This window comes from Halomonas cibimaris (assembly GCF_055379665.1).
In genome coordinates, this window is sequence record NZ_AP043828.1 from 820755 (window position 1) to 845325 (window position 24571).

At 64.9% G+C, this 24571-nt stretch carries 17 protein-coding genes; 8 read left to right on the top strand and 9 right to left on the bottom strand.

Annotation, left to right across the window (positions count from 1 at the left end):
- Positions 1-82 precede the first annotated feature (82 nt).
- Complete coding sequence (gene metF / locus ACZ415_RS03785) at positions 83-925, bottom strand: methylenetetrahydrofolate reductase [NAD(P)H] (RefSeq protein ID WP_344703505.1); 843 nt, start codon at positions 923-925, stop codon at positions 83-85.
- A gap of 152 nt (positions 926-1077) precedes the next feature.
- Here metF and ACZ415_RS03790 point away from each other — a divergent pair, with 152 nt between their 5' ends.
- Positions 1078-2016: an AEC family transporter gene (locus ACZ415_RS03790; protein WP_344703503.1), complete on the top strand. Its 939-nt coding sequence runs from the start codon at positions 1078-1080 to the stop codon at positions 2014-2016.
- Here ACZ415_RS03790 and ACZ415_RS03795 read toward each other — a convergent pair.
- The 4 genes from ACZ415_RS03795 to ACZ415_RS03810 all read right to left on the bottom strand — a co-directional run bounded on the left by ACZ415_RS03795 (position 1993) and on the right by ACZ415_RS03810 (position 8040).
- Positions 1993-5118, bottom strand: coding sequence for an efflux RND transporter permease subunit (locus ACZ415_RS03795; RefSeq protein ID WP_344703501.1), 3126 nt, complete (start codon positions 5116-5118; stop codon positions 1993-1995). The genes ACZ415_RS03790 and ACZ415_RS03795 overlap by 24 nt on opposite strands.
- Positions 5115-6482: an efflux RND transporter periplasmic adaptor subunit gene (locus ACZ415_RS03800; protein WP_344703499.1), complete on the bottom strand. Its 1368-nt coding sequence runs from the start codon at positions 6480-6482 to the stop codon at positions 5115-5117. Before ACZ415_RS03800 ends, ACZ415_RS03795 begins: the two co-directional genes overlap by 4 nt.
- Positions 6483-6528: 46 nt before the next feature.
- Positions 6529-7494 (bottom strand): arsenic resistance protein, encoded by a 966-nt coding sequence (locus ACZ415_RS03805; protein WP_344703497.1) that lies wholly within the window; start codon positions 7492-7494, stop codon positions 6529-6531.
- Between the two features lie 72 nt (positions 7495-7566).
- Complete coding sequence (locus ACZ415_RS03810) at positions 7567-8040, bottom strand: DsrE family protein (RefSeq protein ID WP_344703495.1); 474 nt, start codon at positions 8038-8040, stop codon at positions 7567-7569.
- A 225-nt stretch (positions 8041-8265) separates the two neighbouring features.
- Between ACZ415_RS03810 and ACZ415_RS03815 the strand changes: the two genes are divergently transcribed.
- From ACZ415_RS03815 to ACZ415_RS03830, 4 genes are read left to right on the top strand one after another with little or no spacing between them, the layout of a single operon-like run.
- Positions 8266-9861, top strand: a complete 1596-nt coding sequence (locus tag ACZ415_RS03815) for a tetrathionate reductase family octaheme c-type cytochrome (RefSeq protein ID WP_344703493.1) — start codon at positions 8266-8268, stop codon at positions 9859-9861.
- Positions 9861-10535: a cytochrome b/b6 domain-containing protein gene (locus ACZ415_RS03820; RefSeq protein WP_344703492.1), complete on the top strand. Its 675-nt coding sequence runs from the start codon at positions 9861-9863 to the stop codon at positions 10533-10535. Before ACZ415_RS03815 ends, ACZ415_RS03820 begins: the two co-directional genes overlap by 1 nt.
- Complete coding sequence (locus ACZ415_RS03825; RefSeq protein WP_344703490.1) at positions 10532-11578, top strand: efflux RND transporter periplasmic adaptor subunit; 1047 nt, start codon at positions 10532-10534, stop codon at positions 11576-11578. Before ACZ415_RS03820 ends, ACZ415_RS03825 begins: the two co-directional genes overlap by 4 nt.
- Entirely contained in the window at positions 11575-14805 is a 3231-nt protein-coding gene (locus ACZ415_RS03830; protein WP_344703488.1) for an efflux RND transporter permease subunit, read from the top strand. The genes ACZ415_RS03825 and ACZ415_RS03830 overlap by 4 nt, the downstream gene beginning before the upstream one ends.
- Positions 14806-14948: 143 nt before the next feature.
- Here the strand turns inward: ACZ415_RS03830 and ACZ415_RS03835 are convergent, their stop codons facing one another.
- The 4 genes from ACZ415_RS03835 to metK all read right to left on the bottom strand — a co-directional run bounded on the left by ACZ415_RS03835 (position 14949) and on the right by metK (position 21274).
- Complete coding sequence (locus tag ACZ415_RS03835; RefSeq protein WP_344703486.1) at positions 14949-16445, bottom strand: DUF3360 family protein; 1497 nt, start codon at positions 16443-16445, stop codon at positions 14949-14951.
- 46 nt (positions 16446-16491) lie between these two features.
- On the bottom strand, positions 16492-17934 hold the full coding sequence (tnpC, locus tag ACZ415_RS03840; RefSeq protein WP_464387731.1) for an IS66 family transposase: 1443 nt from the start codon (positions 17932-17934) through the stop codon (positions 16492-16494).
- A 270-nt stretch (positions 17935-18204) separates the two neighbouring features.
- Positions 18205-19911, bottom strand: coding sequence for an NAD-dependent DNA ligase LigB (gene ligB, locus ACZ415_RS03845; protein WP_344702321.1), 1707 nt, complete (start codon positions 19909-19911; stop codon positions 18205-18207).
- Between the two features lie 139 nt (positions 19912-20050).
- Entirely contained in the window at positions 20051-21274 is a 1224-nt protein-coding gene (metK, locus tag ACZ415_RS03850; RefSeq protein WP_344702323.1) for a methionine adenosyltransferase, read from the bottom strand.
- A 215-nt stretch (positions 21275-21489) separates the two neighbouring features.
- On the opposite strand from metK, the gene tkt reads away from it, so the two are divergent.
- The 3 genes from tkt to ACZ415_RS03865 are packed head-to-tail and all read left to right on the top strand — an operon-like array spanning position 21490 to position 24558.
- Positions 21490-23514 (top strand): transketolase, encoded by a 2025-nt coding sequence (gene tkt / locus ACZ415_RS03855; protein ID WP_344702325.1) that lies wholly within the window; start codon positions 21490-21492, stop codon positions 23512-23514.
- Positions 23502-23855, top strand: coding sequence for a CidA/LrgA family protein (locus ACZ415_RS03860; RefSeq protein WP_017431398.1), 354 nt, complete (start codon positions 23502-23504; stop codon positions 23853-23855). Before tkt ends, ACZ415_RS03860 begins: the two co-directional genes overlap by 13 nt.
- Complete coding sequence (locus tag ACZ415_RS03865) at positions 23845-24558, top strand: LrgB family protein (RefSeq protein ID WP_344702344.1); 714 nt, start codon at positions 23845-23847, stop codon at positions 24556-24558. Before ACZ415_RS03860 ends, ACZ415_RS03865 begins: the two co-directional genes overlap by 11 nt.
- Positions 24559-24571: the final 13 nt, after the last annotated feature.

Consider the following 24571-nt stretch of genomic DNA (forward strand, 5'->3'; position numbering starts at 1 on the left):
CAAAACCCCGCTTTACGAGATAAAGCGGGGGTTTTGTCTTATATATGGCGTGAAAACGGCTTTCGAGGTGTACGCCTTGAGGTTACGCCTTGAGGTTATCGACGATCTTCAGCACCGGCGCCGACTGGTTCAGGGTATAAAAATGCAGTCCCGGCGCGCCGCCGTCGAGCAGCTGCTGGCACAGCCTGGTGACCACCTCGGTACCAAATTCGCCGATGGCTTCGCTGTCGTCGCCGTAGCTTTCCAGCTGCTTGCGAATCCAGCGCGGAATCTCGGCACCGCAGGCGTCGGAAAAGCGCGCCAGTTTGGTGTAATTGACGATGGGCATGATGCCGGGAATGATCGGCTTGTCCACGCCCAGCGCCCGGGCCTTGTCGACGAAATGGAAGTACGCCTCGGCGGTGAAAAAGTACTGGGTAATCGCCATATCGGCGCCGGCGTGCATCTTGCGGGCAAAGTTTTCCACATCCCGATCCAGATTGGGCGCCTGTGGATGAGATTCCGGGTAGGCCGCCACGGCGATCTCGAAATGATCACCGGTTTCTTCGCGAATAAACGCCACCAGCTCGTTGGCATAGCGCAGCTCGCCGATGCTGGCCATGCCCGAGGGCATGTCCCCGCGCAGGGCCACCAGGCTGTCAATGCCTTCTTCCCGGTACTGGGCGAGCAGATCGCGCAGCTGGGCTTTTTCACTGCCGATGCACGACAGGTGCGGGGCGGTGGTAATGCCGCTTTCGCCTACGACGCCGACGGCCTCTCGGGTGCGCTGCTGCGTTGAACCGCCGGCACCGTAGGTGACGGAGAAAAAACGTGGCTGCCGGGCCGCCAGGGCATCGCGCGCCTGCACCAGCCTGTCCCGACCGACGGCGGTGCCGGGCGGAAAAAATTCGAAGCTAACGCCTAACGGATGTTGTGAGCGGGTCATGCAGGATCCTCATACAAAAAACGGTGTTAACAGGCGCACCCACATCGGATATGTTGCGCCATTGTGTCTTTTTACCCCCGCGGCGGCCAATGAAAGATCCGGCGCTGGCACTTCAATGGCGCTCATGTTGGCGCCCCTACCAGGATAAGCCGATGGACCATATCGCCCCGGGCGCGCTTGCCGGCCCGCTTACCATGCTGCTGAGCTTTGTCGGCCTGGGCTTTATTGCCGCCCGCCGGCTGGCGGTGGATCCGCGCCCCATTGCCACCCTGCTGATTTATCTGGTCGCGCCGTTTACGTTTTTCCGCGCGCTGATGAACGGCGGCCCCACGCCGAGCTACGTGCTGCTCACGCTGATTTTGTTCTGTTTATCCAGCGCCATTGCGCTTACCGTGCGCGCACTGACTCGCCACCGCTTCGGCGCCCAGGAAGGCGCGCTGCTGGCGTTTTCCTCGGGCACCGGCAACACCGGCTACTTTGGGCTGCCGGTGGCGCTGATCGTGCTGCCCCCGGCGGGGGTTACCCAGTATCTGTTCTGCATTCTGGGCATCACCCTGTATGAGTTTACCGTGGGCTTTTATCTGAGCGCACGAGGCCAGTTTTCCATCCGCCAGAGCCTGACAAAGATGGCCCGGCTGCCGCTGATTTACGCTTTTCTCGCCGCGCTGCTGCTGGCCCAGTTTGATCTGGCCCTGCCCGAGGCGCTGATGACCTCGCTGGATGTCTTCCCCGCCACCTATACGCTGTTGGGCATGATGATCATCGGCATGACGCTAAGCCACGTGACGCTGGCCGCCTGGGACACCCGCCTGATACTTGCCTGCACCGTGCTGCGCTACGGCGTCTGGCCGCTGGCCACGCTCGCCACGGTACTGGTGCTGCAAACCTTCTTTGCGCTGTCGCCGGCGCTTGCCATGGCGATTTTGCTGCTGGGCGTGGTACCCATGGCCGCCAACGTCGTGGTGGTCGCCATGGAGCTTGGCATCCAGCCGCAGAAAGGGGCGCTGGCCGTGCTGGTGACCACCCTGCTCGCACCGCTGGTCATTCCGCTGTATCTGGCCGGCATGCTAACGCTGACCGGGCTTGCCTGACACTTCCCGGCCGCCGCGCGTGGGCGCCTGCGCCCAGCCCAGATCGTCGAAGATCACGTACAGCGCCGGGATCACCGCCAGCACCAGCACGGTGGAAGTCAGCAGGCCAAACACCACCGCAATCACCAGCGGCTGCACCGCCGCCGCCTGGGCGCTGGTCTCGGCCAAAAGTGGCAAAAGCCCGGCGACGGTGGTGCTTGTCGAAATCAGAATGGCGCGCAGGCGGTCGCGGCTTGCCTGGCCCGCCGCGGCGATGGCCGACTGCCCTGTTGCGCGGTAGCGCTTGATGAAGTGAATCAGCAGAATGGCGTTGTTGACCACAATGCCGGCCAAAGACGCCGCGCCGATCAGCGAGGGCATCGACAGATAAAAGCCCATGAGCACATGGCCCCAGAGCGCGCCGACAAACGCCAGCGGGATCGCCAGCATAACGATCAGCGGTTCGACATAGCTTCGAAACTGAAAGGAAAGGATGACGAAGATGCCGAGCAGCCCGATCAGCAGCGCGCGCCGGATCGAATCGCCGGTCTCCGCCGAGCGGGCGACCTGACCCTCGAAAGCGACGGCCACCCGGGGGTGACGCCTCTGGAAATCGGGCAGCCAGCGCCGGCGAAGATCATCAACGATCGCCTGGGCGTTGGCCGATGTCGCATCCACGTCGGCGGTCACGGTAACGGTACGCTGGCCATCGACGCGGGTAATCCGCGCCCAGTCTCGAGCCTTTTCAATGCTGGCGACGACGTCAAGGGGCACCCGGCCACCGTCCGGGAGCTGCACGGTCAGATCCTGCAGGTCATCCAGGCTCTGTCGATCCTGCTCGGCATGGCGCACCAGAATGTCCACGTCCCGCTGGCCGATGCGCAGGGTGTCGCTGATTTGCCCGAGCACGGCGGCGCGCAGCTGCGTGGCGATCTCCTCGGCGGTCAGCCCCAGCCCGTGGGCGCCTTCGGCCAGGGACAGGCGGCGCTCGGGCTTGCCCGGGCGCAGATCGTCGATGACGTTATACACGCCCGTATAGCCGGCAAGATGCTCGGAAAGCGCCACAGAAGCCGTCTTCAGTCCGGCCAGGCTTTCCCCCTGCAGGCGCACCTCGATGGGAATGCCCGCCGGCCCGAATCCCGGCTCCTGGATGATCAGGCTGAGCAGGCCGGGAATATCGCCGATCTCCTTCTGCCAGGCCGCGGTCAGCTCATTCAGGCTGACGCGGCGCCGCTCGGCGCCAAGCAGATCGACAATCAGCGTCGCTACGTGGGCGCCGGCCTCGCGAGCGCTGGGATTGTGGTTAAAGCGTACCTGAACGGCGCGCACCAGCTTTTCTCCCTCCGGCTGCTCGGAGGCCAGGCGCGCATCAAGCCTGTGCAGGGCGCTCTCAACCCGGGAGGCCACCGCCTCGGTGCGTGATAGCGGCGTGCCCTGGGGCATCAGGATGCGCGCTTCGAGCACGTCGCCGTCGATTTCCGGCATCGCCTCGCTGCCGATATGGCCGCCGGCAAGATAGCCGCCGGAGCCCAGCAGCAGGACCAGCACGCCGCCCAGCAGGGCGTAGCGAAAGCGAATCGCCCTGTCCACCAGGCGCCCGACGCCCTCGCGAAAGCGCTCGAAACCGCGCTCAAAAGCGGCGCGCCGCCGCGACGGCTCGGCCTGCAGGCGATGCACACTGCCCTTCAAATGATGGGGCAAAATAAAAAAGGCCTCGATCAGGCTCGCCGCCAGGGCGGCCACCAAAACGACCGGCAGCACCTTGAGCACCTCGCCCATCTCGCCGGCCAGAAAGGCGAGCGGCACAAAGACCGCCGCCGTGGTCAGAAACGACGATACCACCCCGGGAAGTACGCCCTGTGTGCCTGCGACGACCGCTTCCAGCGGCGTTGCGGCCTTTTGCGCCCGGGTGGCGATGCTGTCGGTGATCACAATGGCATCGTCCATGACGATACCGATCGCCATCAGCAGCCCCACCAGGGTGATCATGTTGAGCGTCAGCCCGGCCAGCCCCATGACCGCAAAGGCGCCCAGAAAGGCCACCGGCAGGCCCAGCACCGCCCATAGCGCCAGCCGCGGCCGGAAAAACAGGCTCATCACCAGCACCACCAGGGCAAACCCCATGACGCCGTTTTCGACCAGCATCTGCAAACGGTCGCGCACGATGCTGGTCATGTCCTGGGTCAGGGTGAGCGAGACATCACCGTCCAGGCGCTGGCGCTCGCTTTTAACCACCGTCTGCAGGCCCTTCATCACGTCCAGGGCGTCATCGCGCAGGGTCTTGTGCACCTCCAGCACCAGAGCGCGCTGGCCGTTGAACCAGACTTTCTCTTCCTCGCGCTCAGGCGTTTCCCGCAGGGTCGCAATCTGGCCCAGGGTCAGCTCGCCGCCTTCGGCGCCGGAGACCACCACCACGTCCTGCAGCTCGCGCAGCGTGTGGCGCTGGTCGGTAAAGCGCAGCTGAATGTCCTGCCGGGAGGTTTCCAGAATGCCCAGCGGCATGTCGATATTCTGGCGGGAAAGGGTCGCCGCCAGCGCGCTTGCCGAAAGCCCGTACTGCCCCAGCACCTGCTGGGGGATTTCGATGTGCCACTGGCGCTGGGAAAGCCCCTGAATCGCAACCCTGGCCACGCCGGGCAGGCGCAGCAGCCGGCCTTCCAGCGTCTTGGCGTAGTCTTCCAGATCGGACAGCGGCATGTCGCCGCCCACCGCTACCGCCGCGACCAGATCGCTGCGGTGCAGCTCGCGCACGACCGGCGGGTCGGCGCGTTCGGGGAAGTCGGTGATGGCTTCCACTTCGGTGGAGATATCGTCCAGAAAACGGCCGATATCGCCGTCGTCTTCCATGGTGGCCGTAGCGCTGGCCAGGTTGTTCTGCGCCACGCAGACGAACTCGTCAAGAAAGTCCACGCCGGTCAGCGCATCATGAAGGCGACGGCAGATCTGATCCTCGACGTCCGCGGCGGTGGCGCCGCGATACTTCACCTCGATGCCCACCTCGCCGGGCCGGTAGTCGGGAAAGGTCTCGCGCTTGAGGTCGGGCACGGCAAACAGCCCCGCCGCCAGCAGCAGAATCAATACCAGATTGGCCGCGGTAGGATGGCCTGCAAACCAGCGAATCATCGCCGCTCTCCCAGCGCCCGGCGGCGAAGGCGCCGTGCCAGCTCCTCGTCGCGCTGCGGCTCGATCGCCATGCCGCTGATGGCCGGCATCAGGTCGTCCACGATCACGCTGTCGCCTTCCTCAAGCCCTTGTGCCACCACCGCCAGATCGTGCTGTTCAAAGGCGACCTGCACCGGCCGGCGCACAAGGCGCTGATCGCTATCCACCACGTAGACCTCGCCCTGATGCACCGCCGTTGCCGGCACCGCTATCTGCGGCGTTGGCGCTTTGGCGGTCAGGCGCACCTGGACGTACATGTCGCGCACCAGCGCGGGCCGGGTCAGCGGCGCCACCTGCCGGTAGGGATCATCGACTTGCACCACGACCCGGGCGGTGCGGGTGGCCGGGTCCAGGCCGTTGGCGATGCGCACAACCCGGGCCGGCCAGCGCGCGCCCTTCCCGGCCACCAGCGTCACCTCGGCATCAATGGCGGAGAAATCCAGCCGCTGGGCGATGTCCAGGCCCGCGTCTTCGGCATCGCGCACGGTCTGGGTGCCGAGCAGGCGGCGCAGCATGTCCATCGGCACCTGAGCCACCACTTCGGCGGCCTCGATGCCCTCGGCGCTAAACAGCCGCTGCCCGGCGTTGATGTACTGATGCCGCTCGGCTTCGACCTCGCCCAGGCGCAGGTCATAGGGCGCTTCAAAGCGCGTATCCTCGAGATCCCGGCGGGCCTGATCCAGGCGCGTGGTCATCCGCTCGACTTCCGCTTTCAGGCGCTGGCGGCGCGCGGGGATGAGCGCCAGCTCGTTTTCCAGCGACTGCACGGTCTGACGCTGGGCCAGGGTCGCGCGGCGCTCATCGCCCAGCCGCGAGCGGGAGACCGAGCCGCCGTTGGCCAAGCGCTGGATGCGCGCCAGCTCCTGCTCGGCCAGCGTCAGGCGCTCACGCTCCAAAGCGACCAGGCGCCGGGTATTCTCCACTTCCCGCTTCAGCTGCGCCTGCTCCGCGGCCAGGCTGGCCAGCTGGGCCCGGGCCTCGGCTTCGGCCAGCCGATAGCGGCTGGGGTCGATCTCCAGCAGCAGGGTGCCCTTTGCCAGCAGCGTGCCGCTTTCCAGGCCCGCGTGGCGCGCAACGACGCGTCCCGGCACGTTGGCCGTGGCGTTCCAGGTGCGGGCGGGCTGTGCGGTGCCGTAGCCCCGGGCCTCGACGACAAAGGGCAGCGGCGCGGCGTCAACGACGCGCACCGTAGGCACCTGAAAGGTATCTTCACCGCGCGTGGGAGTTTGGCGATGAATGATGGACACCGCGATCAGCAAAATACCCGCCGCCAGGCCTGATGCAATCACCAGGCCGCGCCCCCAGCGCCTGAACAGTGCGCTCATCTTTCCCCCTTACACCGGGCGTCGCGGCGGGCGCGCAGCTAAGCGCTCAAGCCGGCTCGGGCCCAAAAAAGCGTTCGCTAAGCGTTACATACCAGGCGGCAGACTGCACCTGGAGAATGTAGGCCACGGCGATAAGCAGTGCCGCATCCGCGCTGGCCTCGCCGAAAGCGTTCATGGCCAGCGCCAGGGCAATGGACAGGTTGCGCATGACCGTGCCGTAGACCAGCGCAATCGCATCCCCTCGCGGCAGCAGACGTCTGGCAACGAAGGTGCTGAAGACGTAGTTGAAGCTATAAAGCGCCAGCAGCGGCACGAGGATATCGAGCAGCATGGCCGGCTGCGCCACAAGCGCTCCTCCCTTCAGGGCCATGGCCACAAACACAATGCCCAGCACCCCAAGGGTTGAAAGCGGCGGAAACCGCGGCGCCCAGCGCTGCTGGTAGCCCTGCTGGCCGTAGCGGCGGATCAGATACGCCTGGGTCAGCTGGCCTGCCAGCATGGGCAAAAACACCACCAGCACGATTTGCAAAAAGACCGCCAGCAGATCCACCGGCACCGTCGCCCCCATCAGCCACTGCACGTAAAACGGCGTCGCCAGAGAGCCAAGAATCAGGCCCACCACCGTCATCTTGACCGCGGCGGCCAGATTGCCCTTGGCAAATCCGGTCCAGGCAATGGTCATGCCGCTGGTCGGCAGCAGCGCGGCCAGCAGCAGGCCAAGTGCGAGATAGGGCTGGTCAGGGAACCAAAACCGCCCCAGAGCGAAAGCAACGAAAGGAACGACCGCAAAGTTGATGGCCTGAGCCAGCAGCTGGGCTTTGACATCTCCGCCCTCGGCCAGCTTGCGCAGTTTGAGGTTGACCATCATCGGGTACACCATCAGCAGCGTCAGCGGCACGATCAGCGCTTGCAGCCAGTCCGCCGGCGCCGCCAGGCCATAGGCCAGCCCCAGCAGCATTGCCGCCGGAATGGCCAGGGTCAGATTGCCGGTCACACGGGAAAGCAGGCTCATTGAGGCCTCCTCCTCTACGACGAGTACGCCTACGGCAAAAGGCCGCCACCGCAGCGGCCTTTTGCACAACGATTAAAAATGGAAAACCCGCGTGTTGGGAGCCCGCATCATTTCGGCCATGGCCGGCGGCTGAGCCACGCTTACCCCCTCGCGCAGATCGCTCTTTTGATATTCGCTGTTGGGCAGATAGAGCGCGCAGACCGCGACGTCCGCACCGTCGTCCATGATCGTTTGCAAAAGCCCTTCGGGCTTTATGTCCTTGGGTGCCAAAGCGGATTCGCTGTGATAGTCCGAAGCCGCCAGATCACCCGCCTGATCACACAGCAGAATATTCAGCGCTACCCCCTGCTGCTGCATGGTGCGCGACAGCACCATCGCCATGCCCTGGGTCTGCAGCGAATCGCTGGTCACGATCACCATGGCCTTCTGTGCGGCAGCTGGCTCAGCGCCACCTTCATCGCTTGCCAGGGCACCGGCGCTAACGCCCAGCCCGAGCGCAAGCGCCGTCAGCGGGGCAAAAAAACGTGTAAAGCGAGATGCAGTCATCGGTTTCTCCTTGGAATGTGTCTTGCGATAAGAATACGTCGCTCGACAAGAAAGATCGCCCATCCCGGTACGGTCGTGGAAGGGCTGTGACACTATAGCTTTTTAATTTACTTTTAAATATAATATTTTTATTGAAATTAAAGAAGGCCCAGCAACGACACAGCAAAGCGCCGGGCTGAGACAAAACCGCACGGCGTACAGAAAACGGGGTCAGGGGGGAGAGGCATGGCGCAGGCATACACAAGGCGAATGGCGTGGCGGCTTTTTGTTGCCGTGCTCATCCTGGCAGCAAACCCGGCGGCGGCGCTGGAGCGCCAGGCGCCCTCAACGGCCGATCACGCACGCTTCGAAGAGCTGCAAGGCCCGTTCAGTTCAGGCCCCGAGGTAACCGAGGCATGCCTTGGCTGCCACACCGAGGCGGCCGATCAGCTTCAGGCCACCACCCACTGGACCTGGGAATACCTGCACCCGGAGACCCGGCAGCTGCTGGGCAAGCGCCACGTCGTCAACAGCTTCTGCGGCTCGGTGGCTTCCAACGAGCCGTTCTGCACCAGCTGCCACACCGGCTACGGCTGGGACGACATGCGCACGCCTCCCCCCGCGCCTGACAATCGCGTCGACTGTCTGGTCTGCCACGACACCACCGGCGACTACTGGAAATCCCCCACCGGCGCCGGGCATCCCGCCTACGAGCTTCCCGATGCAAGCGATGCAGACGCCAGACCGCCGCCCGATCTGGCCCGGGTTGCCCAGCGCATCGGCCCGACCGGCAAGCAGAACTGCGGCAGCTGCCACTTCTACGGCGGCGGCGGCGACGGCGTAAAACACGGCGACCTGGATTCATCGCTGCTTGATGCCCCTCGGTCGCTGGACGTGCACATGTCTGCAGACGGCGCCGATCTTGCGTGCGCCGACTGCCACACCACCTCGGCGCACAGCGTCAGCGGCAGCCGCTATCTGGCCAAGGCACGGGATACCCAGGGCATCGACGTGCCCGGCCACACCGACTTCACCCGGGCGTCCTGCGCATCCTGCCACGGCGTGTCCCCGCATCGCGCGACCCGGCTGAACGATCACGTCGACCAGGTTGCCTGCCAGAGCTGCCACATTCCTGAGTTCGCCCGCGGCGGGGTGGCCACCAAGACCTGGTGGGACTGGTCCACCGCCGGGCGCCTCGGCGAGGACGGCGAGCCGCTGACGATTCGCGACGACGACGGTCATCTGGACTACCTGAGCACCAAAGGCAGCTTCCGCCACGGCGAGAACGTGGTGCCCGAGTATCGCTGGTTCGACGGCGAAGTGCGCTACACCCTGCGCAGCGACCGGCTGGACGACAGCCGCCAGCCCATCGAGATCAACAGCATCAAGGGTAGCCATGCCGATCCGGCCTCACGCATCTGGCCGTTTAAAATCATGCAGGGCAAACAGCCCTACGACCCGGTCAATCAGCACCTGCTGGTCAATCACGTCTACAGCGCCGACGACGACACCGCGCTGTGGACAAACTTTGACTGGGCCAAGGCGCTCAAGGCCGGCACCGAATACGCCGACCAGCCCTACAGCGGCGAATTCGCCTTTGTGGAAACGCGCATGCACTGGCCGATCACCCACATGGTCGCGCCGGGCGAAGACACCCTGGCGTGCAGCGAATGCCACGCCCGCGAGGGGCGGCTGGCGGCGCTGACGGATTTCTATCTTCCCGCCCGGGACCGCAGCGTCTGGCTGGATAGAGCGGGGTGGAGTGCCGCCCTGCTGGTGCTGATCGGCAGTTTGGGCCATGCCGGCGGGCGCATGCTGGCCCGGCGGCGGAGGAATCGCTGATGAAACGCGAAATGATCTACAAACGCTTCGAACGCTTCTGGCACTGGAGCCAGGCAGCACTGATCTTTCTTTTGCTGTTCACCGGCTTTGAAATCCACGGCAGCTACCGGGCGCTGGGCTTTGGCACCGCCGTCTGGCTGCACGATCTGGCGGCCTACGCCCTGATCGGCCTGTGGATGCTGGCCACCTTCTGGCATTTCACCACCGGCGAATGGCGCCAGTACATCCCCACCACCGACAAACTGGGGGCGGTGATCCACTACTATCTGATTGGCACCTTCACCGGCGCCGAGCACCCCTTCCGCCAGACCACCCAGGCCAAGCACAACCCGCTGCAGCGTTTGGCCTACCTGAGTTTCAAGCTGGTGATCTCGCCGGCTATCTGGATCTCGGGGCTTTTGTATCTGTTCTACAACCAGTGGCCCGCCGGGCTGCAAGACAGTATGCGCCTGGGGCACGTGGCCCTGGTACACACCGCCGCCGCTTTCACGATGCTGGTTTTTGTGATCGGCCACGTTTATATGGCGACCATGGGCAAGACGGTCTTCAGCCTGATCAAGCCCATGATCACCGGCTATGAAGATGCCCGGGAGCAGCCGCCCGCAAAGGATGCGCATAGCCGAGCACCTAACGAAGCCCCGCCTCAACCCGCGGAGAGGGAAACACCGCTATGACCGGGATCTTCCGCCTTTTTGTGAGCGGCATCATCGCCGCCTTGCTTAGCGTCAACGCCCAGGCGCAGCTTGCCACCGCCCCGGTCGAGCGGGATGCCCTGCAGGCGTCGCTGCGGCTCGACGGGATGATCGAGGCCGTACAGCAAAGCACGGTCTCCGCCCAGACCGCGGGCACGGTGATGCGCCTGCCCTTCGACGTGGACGACCGGGTGGCCGCCGGCGAGCTGATCGTACAGCTGGAAGACAGCGAGCAGCGCGCCCGGCGCGACCAGGCCCGGGCCGGCCTGGAAGACGCCCGGGCCAGCCGGCAGGATGCCCGCCAGCGCTTTGCACGCATGCAGTCGCTGCGCGAGCGAAATCTCGCCTCGCAGCAGGACTTTGACCGGGCGCGCAACGCGCTGGCCGGCGCCCGGGCCCGGGTGCAGCGCGCCGAAGCCGCCCTTGCCGAAGCCCGGGAGCAGCTGGAATACACCCGCGTCAAAGCACCCTATAGCGGCATTCTCACCGAGCGCCACGTCGAAACGGGGGAATCGGTCACGCCCGGCCAGCCGCTGCTCAGCGGGCTCTCGCTGGAGCGGCTGCGGGTGGCGGTTGAGCTGCCGCAGCGCTACGCCGAACGCACCCGCTCACAGCGCCAGGCCCGGGTGACCCTGGCAGACGGCCGTGTCCTGCAGACCGGCGAGATGACCTTCTATCCCTATGCGAGTGAGCAGACCCACACCTTTCGTCTGCGCCTGGCGCTGCCGGCACCCGGCGAGGGGCTCTATCCGGGCATGCTGGTCAAGGTGGACGTGCCCGTGGCCGAACGCGAAGCGCTGTGGGTGCCGGCCGGCGCGGTCTTTCACCACAGCGAGCTGACGGCGGTCTTCGTGCTGGATGACCAGAACCGTCCCCGCCTGCGCCAGATCCGCACCGGCATCGAGCGCGACGGCCGCGTCGAGGTGCTGGCCGGGCTCGACGAAGGCGAGCAGGTAGCGACAAGCCCGGATGCCCTGTTGGGCAGCCAGCGGCTGGCGGTCGACGCTGAGGCAGGCCGCCCATGAGTGCCTCTCTGCCCCCGGTCGGCCCTTCCGGGGCCATGGCGCGCGCCTTTCAGGGCTCCCCGCTGACCCCGCTGCTGGCGCTGATGGCGATATTGCTGGGTATTCTCGCCGTGGTGATCACGCCCAAGGAAGAAGAGCCGCAGATCGATGTCACCCTGGCTGATATCTTCGTCGGCCTGCCCGGGGCCAGCGTCGCCGAGGTGGAAAGCCTGATCGCCGTTCCCGCCGAACAGGTGATGAGCGAGATCGAGGGCATCAAGCACGTCTACTCGGTCTCCCGCCAGGGCGAGGCGGTGATCACCGTGGAGTTTGAGGTGGGCCTTAGCCGCCAGGAAGCGCTGGTGCGGCTGTACAACCAGGTCTACTCCAACCAGGACTGGCTGCCGGCGGATCTCGGCGCCAGCCAGCCGCTGGTCAAACCCCAGGGCATCGATGACGTGCCCATCATGACGCTCACCCTGTTTGACCCCAGCGGCCAACGCACCGGGGCGGAACTGACCCGGCTTGCCCACACGCTGGAGGTGGCGCTCAAGCGCGTGCCCGGCACTCGCGATATCTACACCGTGGGAAAAACGCCGGACCGGGTGGAGGTGCGCTTTGATCCGGCGCTGCTGAGCGGCTACGGCCTGAGCGTCGCGGACGTTGAAAGCGCGCTGCGCGCTGCTAACGCCAGCGGTCAGGAAAATCGCATTACCCGCGGCGGTGTATCGATTCCGCTCAAGACAGGCACGCTGCTTGGCGATGTCGAGACCGTGCGCCGGCTGGTGGTGGGCATGCACCAGGGCGCGGCGGTGTTTCTCGACGATGTCGCCACCGTCAGCCGCGGCGACAGCGTCCCGGATCGCAGCGTGATGATGGGCTTCGGCCCGGCGGCCGACGACGCCCGACCCGGCACCGCCGGCGAGCTCTACCCCGCCGTGACCCTTGCCGTCGCCAAAAAGCCCGGGGAAAACGCCAGCGATATCACCACCGCCGTCGAAAAGCGGCTGGAAGGCCTGCGCAACCGAGCCCTGCCGGACGGCATCGAGGTGGTGGTCAGCCGGGACTACGGCGAGACCGCCTCGGCGAAAGCCCGCAAACTGATCTCGGATCTGATCTCCGCGACGCTGGGCGTGGTGCTGCTGGTCCTTGCTGCCATGGGCTGGCGCCAGGCGCTCATCGTCGGCGTGGCGGTGCTGGTTACGCTGCTTTTGACCCTGGTGTTTTCCTGGGCCTGGGGGTTCACGCTCAACCGGGTGTCGCTGTTCGCGCTGATCTTTTCCATCGGGATTCTGGTGGACGACGGCATCGTCATCACCGAGAACATCAACCGACGCATCCGTACCAGCCGCCATCCGGTCAAGGCCATCATCCCGGTGGCGGTGGACGAGGTGGGCACGCCCACCATCATGGCAAGCCTCACCGTGATGGCGGCGCTGCTGCCCATGGCCTTCGTCACCGGTTTGATGGGGCCTTACATGAGCCCGATTCCCATCAACGCCTCCGCCGGCATGGTGATCTCCCAGATCGTGGCCTTTGTGGTGTCGCCCTGGCTGGCCCTGCGCCTGCTCGCCCATCAGCAGGGCGTGGCCGCCCAGGCCGAAGCGCAGGCCGCCAACTCCGCCGAAGGCGTCAACCCCACAACCCGGCGCTGGTTCGCTCGGCTGCTCACGCCGTTTCTCGGCGCCCACCGCTGGCGCCGGCGGCTGCTCGCCCTGGGCGTGATCGGCCTGACCCTGACGGCCGCTTCGCTGCCGGTATTTCAAGCGGTCATCCTCAAAATGCTGCCCTTTGACAACAAGTCCGAGCTGCAGATCGTCGTGGATATGCCGGAAGACACGCCCATGGAGCAAACCCAGCGGGTGCTGCTGACCATGGGCGAGTATCTGGAAACGGTCGACGAGGTCACCCACTGGCAGGCCTACGCCGGCACCGCCTCGCCGATGAACTTCAACGGCCTGGTGCGTCAGTACTACCTGCGAGCCGACCCCTACCAGGGCGATATCCAGATCAATCTGGCCGATGAGTCCCGGCGCGAGCGCCAGTCCCATGAGATCGCCACGGCCATCCGCCCGGCGCTGCAGGCCATCGGCGAGCGCTTCGATGCGGCGGTGAAGGTCGTCGAGGTGCCGCCCGGCCCGCCGGTGCTCTCTCCGCTGGTGGCCGAAGTGTACGGCGTGAACCATCAGCGCCGCGCCGCGCTCGCCCAAGAGCTGGCCGGGCGCATGGCAGGCGTGGAGGGGCTGGTGGATATCGACACCACCCTGACAGCGCCTACCCGCCAGTGGGATCTGGTGGTGGATCGCGCCCGGGCCGCACGCCTCGGCGTCTCCCAGGCCCAGGTGGTGGAAGTGCTTCAGACCGCTCTGGGGGATCGCAACGCCGGCTACCTGCACGACGAGCATGCCAAGTACCCGGTGCCGATTCGCGTTATTCTCAGCGAAGGCGACAAGGCCCAGCAGGCAGCGCTGCTGTCACTGACGGTGAAAAGCCGCAGCGGCGAGTCGATCCCGCTGGCGAGCATCGCCAACTTCCGTGACGCGCCGTGGCAGGGGGCGCGCTATCACAAGGACCTGCTGCCGGTGACCTACGTCACCGCCGACATGGCAGGCCAAGTGGATTCGCCGCTGTACGGCATGTTCGCTCTGGTAAGTGAGCTGAACGCTGAACCGAACAGCCCCGAGCAGTACTTTGTGCGCCAGCCGCCCCTGGCCGAGCTCGGCGCGCTGAAGTGGGACGGCGAATGGCAGATCACTTTTGAAACCTTCCGCGACATGGGCGCGGCCTACAGCGTCGGCGTGCTCATGATTTTTGCACTGCTGGTGGCCCAGTTCCGCTCCTATGTGCTGCCGCTGGTGATCATGGCGCCGATCCCGCTGACCCTGATCGGCATCCTGCCGGGCCACGCCCTGCTCGGCCGGGAATTCACCGCCACCAGCATGATCGGCATGATCGCACTTGCCGGCATCATCGTGCGCAACTCGATTTTGCTGGTGGTGTTTATCAAGCAGCTGCGCGACGAAGGCGTAGCGCTGGACGAGGCGGTGGTGCTGGCCGGCGCGGTGCGCATCAAGCCCATTGCGCTGACCGCCGTCTCGGCGATGGTCGGCGCCTACTTCATCCTCAGCGACCCGATCTTCAACGGCCTGGCGATCTCGCTGGTCTTCGGGCTGGCCATGTCCACGCTGCTGACCATTCTGGTGGTGCCGCTTTTGTACTATGCGCTGGCGCGGCGCGGCTGGCTCTGACGGGCAGGGGGTTTCCAGCCGCTTTGCACGCCGGCTATTGCCCACGACAAAAATCGGGCCGGGTGCATGACGCGCCCGGCCCGATTGAAGGTTGGCATCAAAGCGGCCGCCGGCCCGGGCCGCTACCCGGGCCGGCGCCCTACCTAGTGCGGAATGAAAGCGGGGATGCCCGGCAGCATACCCACGGCTGCCATGATTACCAGCAAGATAACAAAGGTAATGCCCGGCAGGACCCAGCGATCCATGTAGTGCAGCCTTCTGCCGCGTTCCTTGTCCCCGATAAGCCCCAGGTTATCGAGCAGCATGGCTACCGACCAGCCAAATACCGGGTTCACAAAGGCAGAGCCAAACACCACGATGCCGGCCGACTGGCTGCTGCGAATATCGCGCGTCATCTGCATACCGGCCTCCAGCAGCGGCATGAAAACCCCGACCATCAGCGCTACGTTAAGCACCGGCGGCCATACGGCCAGATCCATGGGATATCCCCAAAGCGCGGCGATAACGCACATGATGCCGGTCAGAATAGCGCCGCCGGGTATCGGACGCTTGGCAATCGCGGCGGGGATAATGTATGTCCCCCAGGACGAGGACAGGTTGCCGCCGCCAAGCGCGCTGCCTACTGCCTGGCGCACCGCTGCCACGCCCATGGTGTCGTCAACCCGCATCAGCACCTTGTCGGCCTTGCGCGGATAGTTGATTTCCTGGAACACGCGCTGCCCCATCACATCGGGTGACCACATGGCCACGGCCAGTATGGCAAACGGTGCTGTGCTGAGAAATTCGCTAAAGCCGGGCAAGCCGATTTTCCACCCGGTATCCGCACCCCACCAGTACGCCGGTGACAGCGTGGGAAAGCCGGGCTCGGTCACAAATTCAAAAGGCGCCCCCAGGGCAAAGGCAATCAAAAAAGCGATGCCCGAACCGAGCGGAATCGACAGCCAGCGCATTTCCAGACGCGCCAGCAAGGCGTACATGACAATGGTCACCAGAATGACCACAAAAGCCACATAGCCCATGCCGCTTGCATTGGCCCAGTCGGTTAGACTGCCAATCTGGCTGAGCAGCCCGATCGCCCCCAGATAGATCAGCAGCCCGCCGCGAACCCCGTCACTGGTCAGGGCCATCAGCTTGCTGCCTCCTCGGCTTATGCCAAGAATCAGGCCGAAAAGGCCGACCAGCAAGCCCAGCGACAGCGGATGCCCGCCGGCGGTTACGATCAGCGGAATAAGAGGAATCATCGGGCCGTGCGTGCCGGCCAGGTTAGCGGTCGGGTTAAACATCCCGGAAAACCCAATGACAAACAACACCGCAATCAGCATTTCAAAGCGAGTGTTTTCGACAACGAAAGCATCCGAAAGATTAAGCGGTCCTGCAAAAGCCCCCACGACTGCGGCGACCATCACAATTTTGCCAATGGTCGCCGCTAAAGCAGGAATCATGTCTTCCGGTTCAATGCGGTAGTCTTTAAAAGGCAGGTTGAGCGCCCAGCGCTTGGGCGACATGATCGACAGTTCGTTATGCAGATAGTCGGCACGACTGCCAAACTCGCGGCTTGGCCTGTGCTTTTGCTGATAGCCCGTGTCATCAGCCTCGGTCTGTTGCTCTTGTACGTCACGCTTTTTATCGTCTTGTGTCACGCGCCCTCCTTGTAATAAGCCTGTTAATTTTTTGTAACTATTTAGCTCATGCCGCCTGATCCAGCTCGTCCTCTCGCATGAAGGCAGGCACCTCACCGGCAAACAGTTGCTCCAGCGCCGTGTGCGCCGCCAGGCCCTGTTTAACGGCCGTCGAGAGGAAACTGCGCATCCGACAGAAGATCTCCGCCCCCTCCCACGAGCGGAAACAGCCCGAGATCTTCTGCTGGACCTTTGTCATCCGCAGGTCGCGCTCTCCCTGGTTGTTGGTGAAGGGAACGGCAGGATCCTCGAGGAAGCGCAGCACGTCATCCTCATACGCCCGGAGGCGTTCGAGCAGGTTGCGCGCTTTGGTGCGCCTGGTGCGCCCACGGGTTCCGGGGGGTGGCCTGGCCGGTGGCGGACATTCGGCCTCACCCTCCGCCAGGCAGTCCCGGTAGCGAACTCGCCAGCGCTGCGCCTCGTCTGACGGGAGGCTGCCTCCCGCCTCATCAACGGCGCGATTCATGGCCAACAGCCGATCATGCAGCGACGTCGCCCAGGTTTGCTGGTCGTGGTCCCGGACGCCGGTCAGTTCGCGAAGGTGATGGGCATTGCACAGCGCGTGCCGGCAATCGTGGTAGCGGTAATAGGGCTTCCAATGATCATGCACCAGTACTCCCTGGACGTAAGGCAGGATGCCGATGGCGTCCATGGCCTCCTGGCCGCGCTTTGCATGAGGCGCCAGGTAGGTCAAGGCCTCATTCGAGGCGCAATGCAGCCAGTAGCGCTTGCCACCGACCTGCATCCCGGTTTCATCGGCATGCACGGTAGCCGCTTCACGTAGCGCCGGGATCACCCACTCGGCAAAGGGCTCGGCTCGTCGGCAGGCCTCCTGGTTGAAGGCAAACAGGGTGCCGGTGCTCAGTGACAGGCCATACTGCGACGTCAGCAGCTCCCGAATGCGCGCATAAGGCAGCAGCTGGTATTGGGAGAGATAGACGGCATGCGCCTTGAGACGCGGGCCATACTGGATCGGGCGGGTCACGCCGTCGGGAAACGGCGCTACATGGCGTTGGCCCCGATCATCTTCCAGCACCTCGGCCTGGTACTCGGTCACCACCGACTGGATCACGATGTCCTGGACCTGACGCTTCTCAACGCCGACCGAGTGATACGCTCTCCCCTTGTTGGGCAGAGTGCGGCGATCGACGCGCAACGACACGACCTCATCGGGGTCGGTGACCGGCTCCAGCGTCCTGCCTTCGTGACCCGGTTGCCCGCCGGGGCGACGCTCGCCCTTTGCCCGGGAGCGGCGTTGGCGGTTGAGGTCCTGTGACGGCGGCTTGCTGCTATTGCGGCTGCTGGTCGCCAGCCGGTCCGACATCAACTTGACCAGCAGCATCAGGACGTCGATCGCGGCGCGCAGCGAAGGAGAGACCGTGCGGTCTTCCTTGAGCTGCTGACGGACCTGCTCGAGGGCCTCGTCGACGTTGATATCGCTGATGGTCATGTTGCCTGCTGGGTGGGGGAGTCGAATGACGGTACTATGCCTGAAGGAACAGCGGGTTGGCGAGTCTCATCCGACGCCACCTGAATAGTTACAATTTTTTTTGTTTCGCCGATAGTACGGCACAACGCTATGCGACTTGACATCCTCCCCTCCCTTCGCGCTAACGCGCCTCAGAAGGAAGTTTTACGCGCTATTGGATAACGATGCAAAAAACGAAAGTATACAAGGCGCTGGCGCGTACCGGCCCAAACCGGGCCGCGCCTGAGCGGGTTAAAAGCCGTCAACACCGGCCGCTGCTAACCGGCGGGCCAGCGCCTTGACCCGGGGGTCGCGGAAAAATGCCGTCAGCGCCGCTGCGCGAACCGGGCCCACGCCGGAAAGCGCCTGCCAGTCCGCCGCGTCATACCGGCGTAGCGCGGCCCAGTCACCGTCTGCGCGCTCGCCGCCCGGCGGTGCACCCAGCGCCTCAAGCCACGCCTTGAACGGCTGCGCTTGCGCCGCGGCAAAGCGCTTTATGAGCGTCTGGGCGCTCACCTCGCCGATGCCTGCCACCCGCTCCAGTTCGGCCTGGTCCAGCGCCAGCCAGTCCAGCAGGCCGGTCACCGCGCCGGCGTCCATTAACGCCTGCCAGGTGCCTTCACCCACGCCGCGCATATCAAGCGCATCGCCCAGCCAATCGAGCCGCGCCAGCAGCTGGCTTTCACAGCCCAGCGGATAGGCGCCGGCATCGTCAAGCGAGAAACAGCTCAGCCGGTGGTAGTCATCTGCCGCCGGCACCGTCAGCGGCTCGCGCTCGGCAGCCTGCCAGACAACGCCGTCAAACGCCGGAATCGTCAGCCCGCCGAGCAGTACGGACAGCTGATCGCCGGCGCGAATATCCAGCTGGCGCCAGCGCTGTAGCGAGCCCAGCGAAACTCGGCTAACGCGCCGCCCCTCAAGCCGCACGGGGTCAAGATAGATCAGCGGTGTGACCCGCCCGGTGCGCCCGATACGAAACTCGATGCCGCGCACGCCGGCAAGCGCCCGCTGGCTGGGGTATTTCCAGGCCATCGCCCACGCCGGCGGCGCGGCGTGCCACTGCCGGCCGCCGGGCCGCTTGCCCTGCTTGAGCACCACGCCGTCAGAGGCAAACGGCAGCGGCGCGCGGTACCAGTGCCGGCGCCAATAGGTAGCGTCGCGGCGATCATCCAGCCGATGGGTATACGCAGCGGTTGCAAACCCCAGCGCGGCCAGCCGCTCAAGACGGTCGGGCATCGCTTCGGGGCCGTCAGGCCAGCCCCAGACAAAAAGCCCTACGCGCGAAAGCTCAGCGGCGCTCGGCGCTGCCTTGCGCATAACGCCGGCGACCCGGTTACGCGCCCGGTGGCGCGCGGTGCTGGCCTGTACGTGCTCATCAAGGCGCCAGTACAGCTCACCCTGCAGCACGGCCGATACCGGCTCGGGCAAAACGGTGGGCACGGCCGGCAGCCGGCGGGCCCGGGCCGTCCAGTTCTGGCCGCGCTCACCGTCACCGCGGCTGACGGCGGCCATCAGTTCACCGTCGACATAGCGCAGGGTGACCGCCACGCCGTCCACCTTGGGCTGAACCCACAGATCGTCCCGACGGCTTGACCAGCGCTTCACGCCGGCTTTATCGGTTTTGGCAAGCCCGGTCTGCGCTACCGGGTGGCGGCGTACGCTGTCAGCGCCGGCTGAGCGGCTCGTGGTGATGCGCCGTTCAGGCGTATGGCGCCGCGAAACCCCCGCGCACGCTCGCCACGTTTCCAGCCGCGCTACGGCCTGATCATAGAGCGCATCATCAATGGGTGAGCGAGCGTTTTGATAATAGGCACGGTCCCACTTGGCAATGCGCGCTTCAAGCGCCTGCACTTCGCGCGCAAGGCGGCCTTCTTTCCAATCCGGACAGTGACCAGCTGCCGCTTTTGCGCTGCTGATCAGCAGCGCAAAAGCGGCTGCCATCCCTGGCATTAAACGCATGATGCTTACTCCGTTGTTGTTGCTGGCAAGGCTTGCCCTTTCAGCGTAGGGGAAAAGGGATATATCGCCCGGCGCCAGCACACGGGCAAAAAAAAGCCCCGCTTGCGCGGGGCGTTAAGGCTGCAAATACCGCGCTGTATCACTCCAGCCCGGCTGCACGGCGCAGCGTGTCCACGCGATCAAGGCGCTCCCAGGGAAACGCAACAAAGGTTTCCACCTGCTCTTCGCCCCGGTCGTTGGTCCAGCGATAGCTGTGCTCGAACGGCTCGCGGCCGAAGTGGCCGTAGGCAGCGGTCAGCTGGTACATGGGGTGCTCAAGATCGAGCATCCGGGTGATGGCATAAGGGCGCAGATCGAAGTGCTCGCGCACAAGCGCTGTGATCATGGCCTCAGGGACCTTGCCGGTGCCGAAGGTATCCACCGAAACAGACGTCGGCTCGGCCACGCCGATGGCGTAGGACACCTGAATTTCGCACTTGTCGGCAAGCCCGGCGGCCACAATGTTCTTGGCCACGTAGCGCCCGGCATAGGCCGCGCTGCGGTCGACCTTGGACGGGTCCTTGCCGGAAAACGCCCCGCCGCCGTGGCGCGCCATGCCGCCGTAGGTATCCACAATGACCTTGCGCCCGGTCAGCCCGCAGTCGCCGACCGGGCCGCCGATGACGAACTGGCCGGTGGGGTTGATGTGGTACTGAGTGTCTTCGTCAAGCCACTCGGCGGGAATGACCGTCTGGATGATTTCGCGCTTGATGATCTGGCGCAGCTCTTCTTGATCGATGCCGGGGTCGTGCTGGGTCGACAGCACCACCGCGTCTATGCCACAGGGGTTGCCACCGGCGTCGTAGCGAAAGGTCAGCTGGCTCTTGGCATCCGGGCGCAGCCAGGGCAGCAGCCCTTCACGGCGCAGCTGAGACTGCTTTTCCACCAGGCGGTGGGCGTAATACGCCGGGGCGGGCATGTAGGCGTCGGTTTCGTTGGTGGCGTAGCCAAACATCAGCCCCTGGTCACCGGCGCCCTGATCTTCCGGCTTGGCGCGATCCACGCCCTGGGCAATCTCCACGCTTTGCTTGCCGATCAGGTTGATAATACCGCAGGTGCCGCCGTCAAAGCCGACGTCTGACGACGTATAGCCAATATCGGTGATCACCCCGCGCACCAGCGCTTCCAGATCGATCCACGCCGAGGTGGTAATCTCACCGGCAATGATCGCCACGCCGGTTTTGACCATGGTTTCACACGCGACGCGCGCCTGTTTATCGCGGGCGATAATGGCATCCAGCACCGCATCGGAAATCTGGTCGGCGATCTTGTCGGGGTGACCTTCGGAAACCGACTCGGAGGTAAACAGGGTATATTCGCTCATCGCGCTTGTGGCCCTCTGTTCTGGTAGCAAGCCCTGAGCGGAGAACTCCGCCTGCCGCGAAGCCAACCGCGTCAACGCCGCCGTCCTTCAGGTAAACGTTATCGTCAAGGGAGTGGAGTTTACACCCTGACCGCAGCGCTTCCTAGGATTTGCCGCCATGGGCGAAGTCAGCGACAATAGCAGCCTCCATTTTGTTTGCAGGCGAGGAGCACCCCATGCCGTCCCGATTTGAGCTGGCCAATGCCGTTCGCGCGCTTTCCATGGACGCCGTACAAAAGGCCAATTCCGGCCATCCCGGCGCGCCCATGGGCATGGCGGACATCGCCGAAGTGCTGTGGAACGACTACCTCAAGCACAGCCCGGAAGATCCCAAATGGGCCGATCGCGACCGCTTTGTGCTCTCTAACGGCCACGGCTCCATGCTGCTCTACTCGCTTTTGCACCTGACCGGCTATGACCTCAGCCTTGAGCAGCTGCAAAACTTCCGCCAGCTCCACGCCGCCACCGCCGGCCACCCGGAATACGGCTACGCCCCGGGCATTGAAACCACCACCGGCCCGCTGGGCCAGGGGCTGGCCAACGCCGTAGGCATGGCCCTTGCCGAGAAAACCCTGGCCGGCCAGTTCAACCGCCCGGGCCACGCCATCGTCGATCACCGTACCTGGTGTTTTCTCGGCGACGGCTGCCTGATGGAAGGCATCTCCCACGAGGTGGCATCGCTTGCCGGCACCCAGAAGCTGGGCAAGCTGGTGGCGTTTTACGACGACAACGGCATTTCCATCGACGGCGAGGTCGACGGCTGGTTTACCGACGACACCGCCAAGCGCTTTGACGCCTACGGCTGGCACGTAGTCGCCAACGTCGACGGCCACAAGCCCGAAGAAATCAAGGCGGCCATCGAGCTTGCCCTGACCCAGGACGACAAGCCCAGCCTGATCGTGTGCAAGACCGTGATCGGCTTTGGCGCGCCCAACAAGCAGGGCAAGGCGTCCTCCCACGGGGCCGCGCTCGGCGATGACGAAGTGGCCGCCGCCCGCGAGCAGCTGGGCTGGCATCATGCCCCCTTCCACATACCCGAAGAAGTGTACGCCGGCTGGGAGGCATGTGACGCCGGTCGCAAGCGCCGGGCCGACTGGGACGCGCGCCTTGCCCGCTACGCCGAGGCCTTCCCGGAAGACGCCGCCGAGCTGACCCGCCGTTTGAAAGGCGAGCTGCCCCAGGCGCTTTCCAGCCAGGCGCTGGTGGAAAAAGCCCAGCAGGACGGCAACACCACCGCCTCGCGCAAGGCCTCGCTGGCGGCGCTCAACGCGCTGGGCCCCCAGCTGCCCGAGCTGCTCGGCGGCAGCGCCGATCTGGCACCGTCGAATTTAACGTTCTGGGACGGCGCTGCAACGATCACACCCGAAACGCCCGGCGGCAGCTACCTGCACTACGGCGTGCGCGAATTCGGCATGGCCGCGATCATGAACGGCATTGCGCTGCACGGCGGCTTTATGCCCTACGGCGCTACCTTCCTGATTTTCATGGACTACATGCGCAACGCCGTGCGCATGTCGGCGCTGATGCACCAGCAGGCCATCTACGTCTTTACCCACGACTCTATCGGGCTTGGCGAAGACGGCCCCACCCACCAGCCCGTCGAACAGCTGACCGGGCTGCGCACGATTCCCAACCTCTGCGCCTGGCGGCCGTGCGACGCGGTGGAAACCGCCGCGGCCTGGGACGCTGCGATCAAACGCCGCTCGGGCCCCACTGCGCTGGTCCTGTCCCGCCAGAACCTTGATCATCAGCCGCGCACCCAAGCCCAGCTGGCCAATATCCAGCGTGGCGGGTACGTGTTGAAAGACAGCGAGGGCACCCCGGAGCTGATTATCATCGCCACCGGCTCCGAAGTCGGCCTGGCGATGAACGCCGCCGCCAAGCTGGAAGCCTCCGGCACCGCCGTACGCGTGGTCTCCATGCCGTCTACCCAGCGCTTCGACGGCCAGGACGCCGAGTACCGCGAAAGCGTGCTGCCGGCAGCGGTGACCAAACGCCTGGCGATCGAAGCCGCCCACGCCGATTACTGGTACAAGTACGTGGGGCTGAACGGCCGGGTGGTCGGCATGACTACCTACGGTGAATCCGCGCCGGCGGGTGATTTGTTCAAGCACTTCGGTTTTACCGTGGATCACGTGGTCGAGCAGGCCCGGGCGCTGCTGGAGTCAATGCCTTTATCGGTGACGTCATGCCTGCGCTGAACGGTTTTTTGTGGCTACTGCTGTGCTGGCTTGCCGGTGAGCTGATCGTCCACTACACCGGCATTCCTGTTTCTTCCGGCGTGATCGGCATGCTGTTGCTGTGCGGCGCCCTGGCGATAAACGGCGGCGTGCCGGAAAGCGTTGCCGCTGCTGCCCAGCCGCTGATCGCGATGCTGGCGATGCTGATCATGCCCGGCGTTACCGGTGTGTTTTTCATGATCGATCAGCTGGCCGGACAGTGGACCGCCATCATCATCAGCCTGATCATAGGCACCCTGTTCAGCGTGTTCACCACGCTTTGGCTGCTGCAGCGCCTGATGCGGGATGACCATGCTGGGTGAGGCGCTGCTACAGCGACTGAGCGCCACGCCGCTGTTCGCCGTGGCGCTCACGCTGACTGCCTATCTGGTCGCCATGGCGCTGCTCAAGCGCCTGGGCCGGCCGCCCTGGCTGCCGGCCATTGTGCTCGCCACCGCCCTGCTTGTCGGAGCGCTGGTGCTCACCGGGATGGACTACACGACCTATCAGGAGGGCGCTCGCTGGCTTACCGTACTGCTGGGCCCGGCTACCGTTGCGCTGGGCATGCCGCTGTACCAGCTGCTGCCTCGCATTCGACAGCTGTGGCGCCCGCTAGCCGTATGCCTGCCGATATCAGCCACCATGGCTATTGTCTACGCGCTGGGCATTGCCTGGCTCATGGGAGCCACCCCCGAGACTATCGCCTCGCTTGCCGCCAAATCGGTCACTGCCCCCATTGCCATCGGCATTACCGAGCAGATTGGCGGCAACGTCTCCCTGCTGCTGGGTGCGCTGCTGGTTACCGGCGTGGCCGCCATCGGCTTTGTCAGCCTGGCCGCACGGCAGATGAACATTACAGATGAGCGCATTATCGGCTTTGCCCTCGGCGTTAACGGCCACGCGCTGGGCACGGTGCGCGCTTTTGAAATTGGCCCGACCGCCGGCGCCTTTGCCTCGCTGGGCATGAGCCTGACAGGCACTTTTACCGCGCTGCTGCTGCCGCTGGCCTGGCGGCTGGTGGTCTGAACACGCCCGGGCC